This window comes from Streptomyces sp. SN-593 (genome assembly GCF_016756395.1).
GTDB classification, from domain to species: domain Bacteria; phylum Actinomycetota; class Actinomycetes; order Streptomycetales; family Streptomycetaceae; genus Actinacidiphila; species Actinacidiphila reveromycinica.
This window is the reverse complement of record NZ_AP018365.1, coordinates 374285-387173: the sequence shown is the minus strand read 5'-3', so window position 1 is coordinate 387173 and position 12889 is coordinate 374285. Positions and strand designations below refer to the sequence as shown.

16 protein-coding genes are annotated in these 12889 nt (G+C 76.4%); 9 read left to right on the top strand and 7 right to left on the bottom strand.

The window, feature by feature from the left end; all coding sequences use genetic code 11:
* Window positions 1-34 precede the first annotated feature (34 nt).
* The 8 genes from RVR_RS01680 to RVR_RS01645 all read left to right on the top strand — a co-directional run bounded on the left by RVR_RS01680 (window position 35) and on the right by RVR_RS01645 (window position 6867).
* Window positions 35-1141, top strand: coding sequence for a carboxylate-amine ligase (locus RVR_RS01680; RefSeq protein ID WP_202232077.1), 1107 nt, complete (start codon window positions 35-37; stop codon window positions 1139-1141).
* A gap of 113 nt (window positions 1142-1254) precedes the next feature.
* Window positions 1255-1800 (top strand): cysteine hydrolase family protein, encoded by a 546-nt coding sequence (locus RVR_RS01675; RefSeq protein ID WP_202232076.1) that lies wholly within the window; start codon window positions 1255-1257, stop codon window positions 1798-1800.
* A 172-nt stretch (window positions 1801-1972) separates the two neighbouring features.
* The gene (locus RVR_RS01670; RefSeq protein WP_202232075.1) at window positions 1973-2587 is read left to right on the top strand and encodes a flavodoxin family protein; all 615 of its coding nucleotides are present in this window, start codon (window positions 1973-1975) and stop codon (window positions 2585-2587) included.
* A gap of 181 nt (window positions 2588-2768) precedes the next feature.
* Window positions 2769-3527, top strand: a complete 759-nt coding sequence (locus tag RVR_RS01665; RefSeq protein WP_202232074.1) for an HAD family hydrolase — start codon at window positions 2769-2771, stop codon at window positions 3525-3527.
* A complete protein-coding gene (locus tag RVR_RS01660; protein WP_202232073.1) occupies window positions 3524-4486 on the top strand; it encodes a TIGR03557 family F420-dependent LLM class oxidoreductase in 963 nt (320 codons plus the stop codon). The genes RVR_RS01665 and RVR_RS01660 overlap by 4 nt, the downstream gene beginning before the upstream one ends.
* Window positions 4487-4543: 57 nt before the next feature.
* Window positions 4544-5230: a HemK2/MTQ2 family protein methyltransferase gene (locus RVR_RS01655; protein ID WP_202232072.1), complete on the top strand. Its 687-nt coding sequence runs from the start codon at window positions 4544-4546 to the stop codon at window positions 5228-5230.
* A 337-nt stretch (window positions 5231-5567) separates the two neighbouring features.
* On the top strand, window positions 5568-5867 hold the full coding sequence (locus tag RVR_RS01650) for a CDGSH iron-sulfur domain-containing protein (protein ID WP_202232071.1): 300 nt from the start codon (window positions 5568-5570) through the stop codon (window positions 5865-5867).
* A complete protein-coding gene (locus RVR_RS01645) occupies window positions 5854-6867 on the top strand; it encodes an iron-containing redox enzyme family protein (protein WP_202232070.1) in 1014 nt (337 codons plus the stop codon). Before RVR_RS01650 ends, RVR_RS01645 begins: the two co-directional genes overlap by 14 nt.
* A gap of 42 nt (window positions 6868-6909) precedes the next feature.
* Here the strand turns inward: RVR_RS01645 and RVR_RS01640 are convergent, their stop codons facing one another.
* Genes RVR_RS01640 through RVR_RS38520 form a run of 7 tightly spaced genes read right to left on the bottom strand, consistent with a single transcriptional unit; the run spans window position 6910 to window position 11562 of the window.
* Window positions 6910-8718 carry a complex I subunit 5 family protein gene (locus tag RVR_RS01640; RefSeq protein ID WP_202232069.1) on the bottom strand — a complete coding sequence of 603 codons (1809 nt, stop codon included), beginning with the start codon at window positions 8716-8718 and terminating at the stop codon, window positions 6910-6912.
* 4 nt (window positions 8719-8722) lie between these two features.
* Window positions 8723-9070: a sodium:proton antiporter gene (locus tag RVR_RS01635; RefSeq protein ID WP_202232068.1), complete on the bottom strand. Its 348-nt coding sequence runs from the start codon at window positions 9068-9070 to the stop codon at window positions 8723-8725.
* The gene (locus RVR_RS01630; RefSeq protein WP_202232067.1) at window positions 9070-9816 is read right to left on the bottom strand and encodes an MnhB domain-containing protein; all 747 of its coding nucleotides are present in this window, start codon (window positions 9814-9816) and stop codon (window positions 9070-9072) included. Before RVR_RS01630 ends, RVR_RS01635 begins: the two co-directional genes overlap by 1 nt.
* Window positions 9813-10220: a hydrogenase subunit MbhD domain-containing protein gene (locus tag RVR_RS38830; protein WP_202232066.1), complete on the bottom strand. Its 408-nt coding sequence runs from the start codon at window positions 10218-10220 to the stop codon at window positions 9813-9815. Before RVR_RS38830 ends, RVR_RS01630 begins: the two co-directional genes overlap by 4 nt.
* Window positions 10205-10531 carry a monovalent cation/H(+) antiporter subunit G gene (locus tag RVR_RS01620; protein WP_202232065.1) on the bottom strand — a complete coding sequence of 109 codons (327 nt, stop codon included), beginning with the start codon at window positions 10529-10531 and terminating at the stop codon, window positions 10205-10207. Before RVR_RS01620 ends, RVR_RS38830 begins: the two co-directional genes overlap by 16 nt.
* Before the next feature lie 57 nt (window positions 10532-10588).
* A complete protein-coding gene (locus RVR_RS01615) occupies window positions 10589-10885 on the bottom strand; it encodes an MrpF/PhaF family protein (RefSeq protein WP_202232064.1) in 297 nt (98 codons plus the stop codon).
* On the bottom strand, window positions 10882-11562 hold the full coding sequence (locus RVR_RS38520; protein ID WP_202232063.1) for a hypothetical protein: 681 nt from the start codon (window positions 11560-11562) through the stop codon (window positions 10882-10884). The genes RVR_RS01615 and RVR_RS38520 overlap by 4 nt, the downstream gene beginning before the upstream one ends.
* 290 nt (window positions 11563-11852) lie before the next feature.
* Here RVR_RS38520 and RVR_RS01605 point away from each other — a divergent pair, with 290 nt between their 5' ends.
* Window positions 11853-12845 carry a Rieske (2Fe-2S) protein gene (locus tag RVR_RS01605; protein WP_202232062.1) on the top strand — a complete coding sequence of 331 codons (993 nt, stop codon included), beginning with the start codon at window positions 11853-11855 and terminating at the stop codon, window positions 12843-12845.
* Window positions 12846-12889 lie beyond the last annotated feature (44 nt).

Sequence of the window (12889 nt, the reverse complement as noted above, 5' to 3'; positions counted from 1 at the left end):
CCATGCCCGCGGGAACGGCGGGTAGACGAGGGCCATGGGAGAGGACGAGGTGACGCTGGGCGTCGAGGAGGAGTACCTGCTCCTGGAGCAGGAGACGGGTCTGCCGGCGCCGTGCGCCCAGCGGGTGCACGACGACGCCAGGATCGAGTCCGGACTGGGACACGAGGAGGTCGACAGGGAACTCCTCCAGGCCCAGATGGAGATCGCCACGCCGGTGTGCGGCAGCCTGGACGAGGTCCGCGACCACCTGACGCGGCTGCGGGAGGCGGTCACGGGCGCCGCCGACCGCGCGGGCTGCCACCTTGCCGCCGTGGGCGGCCTGCCGACGCCCGCGTGGCGGGACGTGCCGGTGACCCGCGAGCGGCGCTACCAGAAGATGCACGCCGAGGCGCGCCGCCTGGTCGACGAACAGCTCATCTGCGGCATGCACATCCACGTGGCCGTGCCGAGCCGTTCGGTGGGGGCGTCCGCGCTGGGCCGGGTCCGGCCCTGGCTGCCCGTCCTGCTCGCCCTCGGCGGCAACTCCCCGTTCTGGCAGGGCCAGGACACCGGGTTCAGCAGTTGGCGCACCGTCGTGTTCGGACGGTGGCCGGTCAGCGGCTCCCCGCCGTTCGTCGCCGACGCCGCCGACTACGACGAGCGGGTCGAGGCGCTGACGGCCACCGGTGTGATCCCCGACCGCAAGCAGCTCTACTGGCTCGCGCGCCTCTCCGAGCGCTACCCGACCCTCGAGGTGCGGGCCCCCGACGTGCAGTTGGACGTCGAGGACGCGGTGACCATCGCCGGTCTGGCCCGGGCGCTGGTCAGCACCGCGATCCGGGAGGCGCAGCACGCCGAACGGGCGCTCGACCCGCCGGCGAGCGTCATGCACGCCGCCGAGTGGCACGCCGCGCGGCACGGGCTGTCCGGAACCCTGGTGGACCCCCGGCACGGCACCCAGGCCGACGCGGCGGACGTGGTGCGCGCCCTGCTCGACCACACCTCGGCCGCGCTCAAGGAGTCCGGCGACGCCGAGCAGGTCGCCGCCGGGGTACGGCGCTTCCTCGACAAGGGCACCGGCGCCGACCGGCAGCGGGCCGCCGAGCGGGAGGGCGGCATGGCGGCCGTGCTCGCCCTGATCTCCGAGGACCGCCCCGCCTGACCTACCGGGTCATCCCCGCGGAGACCGGTCCGGCCCCGGCGACCAGGTCCCGGAGACGTACCGGGGCCCCGGCGCGGTCGCGGCACCGGGCGGGGGGAGCGACCATGCGGACTATGGGTACCGACCGGCAGTCCGCACTCGTGGTCATCGACATGATCAACACCTACGACCACCCCGACGCCGAGCTGTTGGTCAACGCGGTGCGGGAGGCCCTGCCGGGGGTGCGCCGCGCGCTGGCCTCGGCACGGGAGGCGGGCGTGGACGTCGTCTACGTCAACGACAACTTCGGCCGCTGGCGCTCGCACCACGACGAGCTGGTGGAGACCGCGCTCGGCGGCGCGCACCCGGAGCTGGTCGAGCCCGTCCTGCCCGACGCCGACTCGCTGTTCGTGGTGAAGGCCCGGCACTCGATCTTCTACCAGACCCCTCTGGAGTACCTGCTCCAGCAGACCGGCGTCGGGCACGTGGTGCTGTGCGGACAGGTGACCGAGCAGTGCGTGCTCTACTCCGCCCTCGACGCGCACATCCGCCACTTCGACGTCACGGTGGTGCGCGACGCGGTGGCCCCCATCCAGCGCGACCTGGCGGAGCCGGCGCTGCGGATGATGGAACGCAACATGGGCGCGCGGCTGGTGCGGGCGGCGGACCTCGCGTGGTGAGGCGCCGGGCGTTTCGGGGGAGCCGGGGAGCGGGGGAGCGCTGCCCGCGGCTGTCCTGCGGGGGTCGCCGCCGGTGACCGTGTCCGCACCGTCCGTGCCCTGATCGCGCCGTCCGAGCCGATCGATCGCGCCCGCCACGTGTCATTTCCGTCAGCGGGGTAGCCGACCGGACATGGCGAACACGGATTTGAAGGCTTTGGCGCTGGTTTGCACCCTCAACCCCTCCCCGGCCCGGTCCAGCTCCCAGGTGCTGGCCGAGCAGACGCTGGAGGCCCTGCACGCACACGGCGTCACCGGAGAGGCGGTCCGGATCGCGGACCACGACGTGCGGTCCGGCGTCGCGGTCGACATGGGAGAGGGCGACGCGTGGCCCTCGATCAGGGAGAAGATGCTCGCCGCCGACATCCTGGTGCTCTCCACGCCGATCTGGCTCGGCCACCCGTGCAGCGTCGCCCAGCGCGTGCTGGAGCGGCTGGACGGCGAGCTGTCCGAGACCGACGACGAGGGCCGGCAGCTCACCTACGGCAAGGCCGCCGCGGTGTGCGTGGTCGGCAACGAGGACGGCGCCCACAAGGTCGGCGCGGACCTCTTCCAGGGTTTGAACGACGTCGGCTTCTCCCTCGCCGCCGGTGCCGAGACGTACTGGGTCGGCGAGGCCATGCAGGGCACGGACTACCAGGACCTGGAGAAGGTGCCCGAGGCGGTCGCCTCCACCACGAGGACCCTGGCGGCCAACACCGCGCACCTGGCCCGCGCGCTGCGCGACCGGCCCTACCCGTCGGCCTGAGGCCGCGGTCCGAGGCCCGCGGTCCGGCCCGTGGCCCATTGCCCGCGGTCCGAGGCCCGCGATCCGCGGTCCCGCCGCTCCGCCGGCCCGGACCCGCACCCCCATCACCCGCGCCGGAGGCGCGCCGGACGTGAGCGCCCGCTCCGTCACCGGCAAGCGACGAGGAACCGGAGGCCACACCATGAGCGGCACCGAGAGCACCGATCGGCCCGGGGAGGCCGCCGCCGTGCTCTTCGACGTGGACGGCACCCTGATGGACACCGTGCACCTGCACACCGTCTGCTGGTGGGAGGCGCTGCGGCAGGGCGGCCACGCGGTGGCGATGACCCGCGTCCACCGGTGCGTCGGCATGGGGAGCGACCACCTGCTGGACGCGCTGCTGGGCGAGGACCGCGACCACGGCGGCGACGAGGGGCTCAGCGCCGCCCACGACGCGCTGTACGCGCAGTACTGGTCACGGCTCGCGCCGCTGGACGGCGCCGCGGACCTGGTCCGCGCCTGCGTCGACCGCGGCTGGCGGGTGGTGCTCGCCTCGTCGGCCAAGAGCGGCGAGGCGGAGGTGATGACCGACGCGCTCGGTGTGGCCGACGTGCTCTTCGCCACCACCACGGCCGACGACGTGGACGCCAGCAAACCGGCGCCCGACCTGGTCCGGCAGGCGCTGGACAAGGCCGGTGTGGCCGCGGACCGCGCGGTCTTCGTCGGGGACGCGGTCTGGGACGCGCAGTCCGCGGGCAAGGCCGGCGTGCGCTGCCTCGGCGTGCTCAGCGGCGGCGCCTTCTCCCGCGCCGAACTGGTCGACGCGGGCGCGGAGCGCGTCTACGACGGCCCGGCGGACCTGCTGTCCGCGCTCGACGACAGCCCCCTGGCCGCCGTCCCCGCCCCCGTTCCCGCCCCCGCCGGCCGGCGCTCGGCGGACACGAAGGAGGAGCACCGATGACGACCTACGGCTACTTCCTGTCGTCGGAGGAGTTCGCCCCCGGCGAGCTGCTGGAACAGGCCCGCATGGCCGAGCAGGCCGGGTTCGGGGCACTCGCGATCTCCGACCACTTCCACCCCTGGAACGACGAGCAGGGCGAGGGCTCGTTCGTCTGGTCCGTGATCGGCGCGCTGTCGCAGGTCACGTCCCTGCCGATCACCACCCTGGTGACGTGCCCGACGGTGCGGCTGCACCCGGCGATCAACGCGCAGGCGGCCGCCACCGCCGGGGTGCTGACCGGCGGACGCTTCCGCTTCGGCGTCGGCAGCGGCGAGGCGCTCAACGAGCACGTCCTCGGCGACACCTGGCCGGAGGCCCCCGAGCGCCTGGAGATGCTCGAAGAGGCCGTCCAGGTCATCAGGAAGCTCTTCACCGGGGACCGGGTCACCCACCACGGCGCCCACTACACGGTGCAGAACGCCCGGCTGTACACCGTGCCCGAGCAGCCGGCCCCGCTGTACGTCTCCGGGTTCGGCCCGCAGGCCGCCGCGCTGGCCGGCCGGATCGGGGACGGCTTCGTGACGATGGCGCCCGACACCGACCTGGTTGAGCAGTTCCGCCGGGCCGGCGGCGGTACCAAGCCGGTGGTCGGGGGAGTGAAGGTCTGCTGGGACACCGACCGCGAGCGCGCCGTGCGGACCGTCCACCGGCTGTGGCCGAACGAGCAACTGCCCGGCGAGCTGCCCCAGATCCTGCCGACCCCCGAACACTTCCAGCAGGCGAGCACCCTCGTCACCGAGGAGATGGTCGCCGACGCGGTCACCTGCGGCGACGACGCCGACGCCCACGCGCGGACCGTCCGCGCCTACGCCGACGCCGGGTTCGACGAGGTCTACGTCAACCAGATCGGCCCCGACCAGCGGCAGTTCTTCGACTTCTACCGCACCGAGGTGCTGCCCGAACTGTCCGACGCCCCCTGACCGCAGGCGCGTGCGCACCCGCCGGCCGCGCCCCCACCCCCCATCGGGAGGTCCCCTGTGGCTACCGAGACCGTCTCCCTTCCCCACCGCCGCCCCCGCGCGCTGTGGACCCTGCCGGGTGTCTACGCCCCGCAGGCCGACACCCGTCTGCTGGGGCGCGCGCTGCGGGCCGAAAGACCGCTGGACGGCGCGGACGTGCTCGACATCGGGACCGGCAGCGGGGCGCTGGCGGTGCTCGCCGCCCGCATGGGCGCCCGGGTCGCGGCCACCGACGTCTCCTGGCGGGCGGTGCTCACCGCGCGGGCCAACGCCGCCCGCCAGCGGCAGCGCGTCCGGGTGCGCCGCGGCGACCTGGCGGGGGAGCGCGGCGGCCGCACCTTCGACGTCGTCGTCACCAACCCGCCGTACGTGCCCGCGCCCCACGCGCCGCCGTCCGGCGGCGCCGCACGGGCGTGGGACGCCGGACACGACGGCCGGCACGTGGTGGACCGGCTGTGCGCCGACGCCCCCGCCCTGCTGCGGCCGACGGGCGTGTTGTTGATGGTCCACTCCGGGCTGTGCGGCGTCGAGGCGAGCCTGCGCCGGCTGCGGGCCGGCGGGCTCGCCGCCGAGGTCGTGGCCCGCGACCACGTGCCGTTCGGGCCGGTGCTGCACCGCCGCCTGCCGTGGCTGCGCGCCCGGGGCCTGGTCGGACCGGCCGACGAGTACGAGGAGTTGGTGGTCATCCGTGCCGAGCGAACCTGACGCCCGAGGCCCCGTACCGGGTGGGCCCGACCCGGGCGGACGGGCGGCGCGCGCGTCCGCGCCGGGTGGGCCGGACGGGCCCGACGCGCCCGGACGTGGCGGGGCGGATGCGCCCGATTCCCGCTTCTTCGCGCCCGGCGCGTCCGTTGACCCCGCGGGCCCGCCTCCGGAGGCGGGGGCCGGCGACGGCCCCCGGGCCGGTACCGACCGCCCCCGCGCCGATCGCCCCCCGACCGACCGGGCCGGTACCGACCGCGCCGGCGGCGAGCAGCCCCGCGGCAACGAGGCACCGGCCGGCGCCCCGTCCGACGGGTCCGAGCGCCCCCGGCCCCGGCGGGTGACCGTCGAGCGGGACGGGCCGATCCTCGTGGAGGGCCCGGTCGAGGTGGTCCGCGAGGACGGCACGGTGGCGTCCAGCGACCGCTTCATGGTCGCGATCTGCACCTGCCGCCGTACCCGCACCGCGCCGTGGTGCGACACCAGCCACCGGCGCCGCCGGCGCCCGCCCGCGCCGGACCGCGCCCGCCCCGCGCCCTCCGCGGGCGCCCCGGTCCCGGAGGAGCACACCGAACCCGCAGCGGGGCCCCACCGCCCCGCCGACCCGCCCGAAGGAGGCCCGCCCCGTGCGGACACGTGAACCCGCCGGCACCCTCACCGCCCCCGAACTGCCCGCTCCCCGCGGCCGGTTGTCCCAGGCGGTGCTGGAGGCACTGACCGCCGACCGGCCCCCCGGCCCGCGGGACCTGCTGCTGGCCCACACGACCGACGACCCCTACGGCGAGGACCTGCAACTGGCGCTGTACGTCCTGTACGAGCTGCACTACCGGGGCTTCGCCGCCGTCGCCGACGACATGGAGTGGTCCCCGCTGCTCGCCCCGCTGCGGGCGGCGATGGAGCAGCGCTTCCTGCGCGCCCTGCACACCGACGTGCCCGGCCGCACCCCCGACGAGGCGTTCGCCGACCTGCTCGTGGAGAGCGCCGACCACGGCTCCAGCGTGCCGTACCACCTCGAACACGACGGCGACGCGCGCCAGGTGCGCGAGTACGCGGCGCTGCGCTCGCTCTACCACCTCAAGGAGGCGGACCCGCACGCCTGGGTCATCCCCCGGCTGCGCGGTCGGGCGAAGGCCGGCATGGTCGCCATCGAGTACGACGAGTTCGGCGCCGGACGCGCGGAGAACGTGCACGCCCGGCTCTTCGCCGACCTGATGGCCGACCTCGGCCTCGACACCGTCTACGGCCGTTACGTCGAGCACGCGCCCGCGCCGATGCTCGCCGACGTCAACCTGATGACCCTGTTCGGCCTGCGCCGGGACCTGCGGGGCGCGCTCGTCGGCCACTTCGGCTGCGTCGAGGTCACCTCCTCGCCCGCCTCCCGCCGGCTCGCCGCCGCCATGCGCCGCACCGACGCCGGCCCCGCCGCGGTGCGCTTCTACACCGAGCACGTTGAGGCCGACGCGGTCCACGAACAGGTCGTACGCCACGAGGTGGTCGGCGGTCTGCTCGCCGACGAGCCGGGGCTGGCGGCCGACGTCGCGTTCGGCGCCGACACCACCGTCTTCCTGGCGGACCGCCTCGCCGCGCACCTGCTGGCGGCCTGGCGCGCGGACCGGTCGGCGCTGCGCCGCCCGCTGTGAGCGCGGCCCGGTCCCGCCCGGTCCTCCGCCCGGCGTGCCGCCTCAGGTCTGCGCGGCCATCACCGCGCACAGCACCGCCACGCCGAAGGTGAGCCAGGCGACGTAGTCGCCCAGGTGGCCGGAGTGCAGCCTGCGCAGCCCGGTCAGCGCGCGGCGCACCGCCCGGTGGCAGGGCAGCCGGAACGGCCGCAGGACCGCCAGGCAGGCCGCCGCGGCCGCCGCCGCGGCGGACACCGCGCCCAGCAGCAGGCCGTCCGCGGTCCACGCCGACGCGACGTGCGGCGCCGGGGACGCGGCCGTGCCGAGGACGGCCGCCCGGTAGGCCGCCGGGTCGGTGTACACGCCCGCCCCCGCGGCGATCGCGCGCCCCACCGCGGGCAGGCAGCCCACGACCGCGCAGAGCCCGAGCAGCACCGCCGGCACGGCGAGCATCATCGGCGGCAGGGCCCGTCCCGGCATCCGGATCTCGGGCTCCTCGCCCTCACCGCTGATCTCGGCCTCGCCGGGGCGCTGCGCCGGGGCCGCACCGGCTCCCCAGAAGACCCGCAGCGCGACCCGCAGCACCGCCCCGCCGGTGAGCGCGGAGGTGAGCACGTACACCGCCGGCAGCCAGGGCTGCGCGTGGCCCGCGGCCGTCTCGCCGAGCGCCTTGCCCAGCCCGGTGCCGAACGGCGGCAGCCCGGCCAGGGCGAGCGCGCCGAGCACGAACAGCACGCCCACCAGCCGCAGTTCGCGGCCGCGTCCGTGCAGCCCGTGCTCGTCGACGGAGCCGTAGCGGTCGAGCAGCACCCCGGTGAGGCCGAACAGCGCGGCCTTCGCGCAGGCGTGCGCGGCGACGTAGACCGCCGTGCCGGCCGCGCCGTCCGGCGTGAGCAGGGCGATCCCCACCACGAACAGCCCGACGTGGCCGACCGTGGAGTACGCGAGCATGCGCTTGATGTGCCGCTGCTGCCAGCACATCACGGAGCCGACGAGCGCGGTGAGCACGCCGAGCGCGGTGAAGGTGTGGCGGAACGCGTCGTGCGGGACGCCGCCGGCGCCGGCGAAGACGGTCCAGTACACCCGGCCGACGCCGTAGACGCCCAGCTCGACCATCGCGCCGGACAGCAGCATGCACACCGGGGTGGGGGCGACGGCGTGCGCGTCGGGCAGCCAGAAGTGGAAGGGCACCACCGCCGCCTTGACCAGCATGGCGGTGACCACCAGCACGAACCCGGTCACCGTCAGCAGGTCGGTGGGGTGGCCCGCCAGCGACCGCCCCATGGCGGCGAGGTCGAGCTGGCCGGTCCGGGCGTACAGCAGGCCGATGCCCAGCAGCGAGCAGTACGCCGCGAGGGAGTTGACGATCCCGAAGGTCAGGGCGCCCTGCAACGGGCGCGGGTCCTCGATGCGGTAGCCGGTCAGCGCGTAGCCCGCGGCGCCCATCAGCTCGAACCACACGAACGCGTTGAACAGGTCGCCGGTCAGCGCGAAGCCGACCATGCCGGCCTGGAACGTCAGCACCATCGCGGGGAACAGGCCCGCGCGTTCGCCGCTCGGCTCGTCGAAGTACCGCCAGGAGTAGCCGAGCACCGCGAGCACCAGGCACGCGGCGAGCAGGGCCAGGCCCGCGCCGGTCCGGTCCGCGGCGAGCACGACCCCGATCCGGGCCGGCCACCCGCCGACGCGCGCGACGGCCACGCCGTGCAGGTGCGACCACAGCAGCGCCAGGCACACCACGTCGGCCGCGGCCGCCCCGGTGGCCAGGGCGTCGCACCCGGCGCGCGGCAGCACCCGGCCCGCGACGGCCAGCAGCGGCGCGCCGAGCAGCGGGATCGCGACGGCCAGCGGCAGCAGGGCCGCGTCCGTCACCGGGTCAGCCCCGCAACGCGGTCAGGGCCTGCGGATCGACCGTGCCGTGCCGCTTGCGCAACTGGATCGTCAGCGCCAGCAGCAGCGCGGTGACGGTCGCGCCGACGACGATGTCGGTGAGCGCGAGCGCCTGCACCACCGGGTCCACCACCGGGCGCGAGCCGGGCCGGAGGTCGGAGAACACCGGCGCGGTGCCGTGGTCGCGGTAGCCGACGGTGAGCAGCAGCACGTACGTCGAGGACTGCGCCACGGCCAGGCAGCCGATCGCGTGGATCAGGTTCCTGCTGGTCACCAGCCCGTACAGCGCGACCAGCAGGATCCAGCCCGCGGCCAGGTAGGCCCACACACCCATCAGACATCCTCCTGTGTTCCGGTGCCGGTGACCTCGACGGCCTGGTCGAGGAAGTGGGCGACCAGCACGATGAGCCCGGACGCCACCTCGACGCCGACGGCGGCGTTGAACAGCGGCACCATGCCGCCCGAGGTGATCTGGTCGAAGGTGCCCAGCGGGAGGACGTTCTTCAGGAACGCGCCGCCCGCCGCGAGGCCGGCGACGCCCATCGCCGTGAAGGACGCGGCCGCGAGCGAGTCGGCCACGTCCAGCACGGCCAGCGGCCGCAGCCGCCGCAGCACCCGGTAGTCGGCCGCCACGTAGCCCAGGTGGAGCGCGGTGGCCAGGACGACCCCGCCCTGGAAGCCGCCCCCGGGGCTGAGCTGGCCGTGCGCGACGACGTAGACACCGACCAGCACGGTGATCGGGAGCAGTACCGTCCCCAGCAGCCGTGTGGTGGGCAGGACGTCCTCGGACGCGGCGGCGTGCTGGCGCTCGTCGCGGGCCAGGCGCAGCAGCAGCGTCGCGCCCATGACGGTGGCGAACAGGATCGACTCCTCGCCGAGCGTGTCGAAGCCGCGCAGGTCGAAGTTGACCGACGAGATCACGTTCGCGGTGCGGCGGCTCAGGGCCGCGGCCACGGCGCGGTCGCCGTAGGGGTGCGACGCGCCGCCGAAGCGGGGCAGTTCGCGGCAGGACAGGGCGAAGCAGATCCCGAGGGCCAGCGCGGAGACCGCGAACAGCAGCAGCCGCGTCCGCGCGCTCACGACCCGCTCCCGCCGTGCGGCCCGCCGCGGGAGGACCCGCCGCCCGAAGGCCCGGCGCCGGACGGCCCGTCATCGGGGAGGCCGCCGCCGGACGGGCCGCCGCCGGACGGGCCGGGGCCGCCGTTCCCGGACCCGCCTGTGGCCGCGGGGACCGCGGCGCGGGGGACCGACCGCCGTCTGACCTTGCGGACCGTCAGCAGGACGAGCAGCGGCGTCAGTACGGTGCCCACCGCGACCTGCGACAGCGCCACGTCGGGCGCCTGGAGGACCGCGAACAGCACGGCCAGGGCCAGCCCGAGGACTCCGAGCAGTACCGCCTGCCGCACCGGCTCGCGGCACAGCACCGCCAGCGTGGCGGCCACCACCACGAAACCGAGCGCGACGCCGATCAGGGCCGTGTCCACCGCTGCTCCTCCTCGTCCTCTTCGCTCTCCTCGCCGGACTCCCAGGCGGCCTTCCCGACCGCGATCGTGGCGGCGGTGCCGCCCGCGGCGAAGACCAGCCCGATGAACAGCGTCCTGACCGCCGCGCGCCCGGGCCCCTGGTCGACGGCGACCGCGACGGCGATCAGCGGGACGCCCAGGCCCGAGGAGGCGGCCAGCGCGTGCAGGCGCGCCGCCGTCCCGTCCAGCCGCACCAGGGCCGCCGCCGACAGCAGTACGCAGGCCACGCCCGCCCACAGCAGGGTCAGCGCCACCACGTGACCGGCCGTCATCCGCTCTCCCCGGCGGGCCCCGCACACCGGGGGCGGGCCCCGTCCGGTGCCCGCGGGTCAGCCGTCGGAACGCCGCTTCCTCTCCTGCTCAACGGCCCCGCTCCTCTCCGCCACGACGAACCGGGTGAAGACGAGCGTCCCGGCCGGCGACAGCACCGCCAGCACCAGCGCCAGGTCCTGGTACGACGACCGGCCGTACCCCTGGGGAAGCACGAGGAACACCGCGCCCACCACGGTGGACAGCAGCGACAGGGCGAGCAGCCGCCGCACCGCCGAACCGGCCGCGGCGCCCCACAGGCAGGCGGGACCCGCACCGGCGAGCAGCACCAGCGCCGCGAGCGTCCAGGCGTTCACCGGCGACCGCCCGGCCCGCCGAGCGCGCGCTCCACCGCGCCGGGGCCGCGGCTCAGGGTGTGCACCCGCACCGTCGTGCCAGGGCGGCCGCTGACGGCGTCGGACCCGGACCCGGCATCGGACGCGGCGTCGGACCCGGACCTTGTCCCGGACTCGGCGCCGGACCCCGCGTCGGACCCGGACCTTGTCCCGGCCCCGACGTCGGACCCCGCATCGGACCCGGACCCTGTCCCGGATTCGGCGCCGGACGCGCCGTCCGTACCGGTGTCCGCGCCCGCACCGGCTCCCGCCCGGCGGTCCTCGTCGACGGTGAGCACGCACGTGTCCGCGGAGGCCGCCAGCAGCAGGCCCGCCCACCCGGCGCCGGTGCCGGGGCGCAGCACGACGCGCCGCACGCCGCCGGGCCGCCGCCCGCCGCGGAGCACCGCGCGGGCCAGCACCGCCGTCCCGCGCAGGAGCGACCAGGGCAGCGCGGCCACCGCGCGCGGGGCGCCCCGGCCGTGCGGGCGGCCGAGCCGGACCGCCCGCCGGACCCGGCGGGCGGCCAGGGCGCCGCCGGCCGCGGCCACCGCGGCCACCAGCAGTTCGACCGGTCCGACCGAGCTGATCAGCACCACGTCGAGCGCGACGAGCAGCGCCCACCAGGCGGCCACCTCGACCACCGCCGTACGCACCATGCCCGCGGCCTCCCGCCGTCGACGCCCGCTGTGTGCATTCTCGAAGCGCGCCGGGGCCGGTCTCCCGCGCGCTCCTCCGCCGCGCCGGACATCACCCGAACAGCAGCGGCCCGGCGTGCGGGATACCGCCCGGCCCTCGTTGCGGGGCCGCGTACCCCGGCAACGCGCGGCCACACCGGGGCCCGCGCGCGGTTCCCGCCGGCCGGCGGGGTGGCAGGTCCCGTCCCGGAGCGCCCCGCCGCGCCGCCGACGAGGGGCGGGAGCGCGGCGCCGACCGCACACTCGGGGGCATGACACGGTTGAGCGCGACGACGACCCTGGCACAGCCGCTTCTGCGTTGGGCGCCGGACCGGGCCCGGCCCGGCCGCGTCGCCGACGCCGTCAGCCGGCTGGAGCGCACCACGGCGCTGGACGGCGCGATCGGCGTGCTGAGGAAGGGGGTGCGCGCGGTCCCGCTGGGCGGTCTCCGCGACCTCCTGCACGGCCGCTGGCTCGGCCACCCGGTGCACCCGCTGCTCGTGCAGGTGCCGATGGGCGCGTGGATGTCGTCCGCGGTGCTGGACTGGACCCCGGGCGGGCGGCGGAGCGCCGGGGTGCTGGTGGCCCTCGGGGTGGCCGGGGCGGCACCCGCGGCCGCCGCCGGCCTGGTGGACTGGGCCGAGCTGGAGGACGAGCAGGCCCGCGTCGGGCTGGCGCACGCGCTGCTGAACGTGGTCGCCACCTCCTGCTACACCGTCTCGCTGGCCTCCCGGCTGACCGGCCACCGCGGACGGAAGCAGGCCGCGGCCGGGCTGGTCGCCCTGGCGGTGAGCGGCGCGCTGGGCGGCCACCTGGCCTACCACCAGGCGGCCGGAGCCAACCACAGCGAGGCCACGGCCCGGATCACCCCGCCCGGCTGGCAGGACGTCGGCCCGCTCGCGGGCTTCCCGGCGGGGCGCCCGGTGCGCCGGCTCGTCGGCGAGACCGCGGTCCTGGTGGTGCGCGACGCCGACGGCACCCTGTCCGCCCTGGCCGACCGGTGCAGCCACCTGGGCGGACCGCTGTCCGAGGGGGAGATCACCGACGGCTGCGTCCGCTGCCCGTGGCACGGCAGCACCTTCCGGCTGTCGGACGGCTGGAACGTCACGGGCCCGGCCACGGCCCCGCAGCCCTGCTTCGAGACGCGCGTGCGGGACGACCGGGTGTGGGTGAGGCTCGCGGCCGCGTCCCCGGCGGAGGAGGCGGCGCCGTCCGACGAGGAGGCCGCGTCCTCCGCCGAGGGGGCAGGACCCTCCGGCGGGTGAGCGGCAGGTGAGCGGGCGGCAGGCGGGGGGCAGGCGGGTGGGCG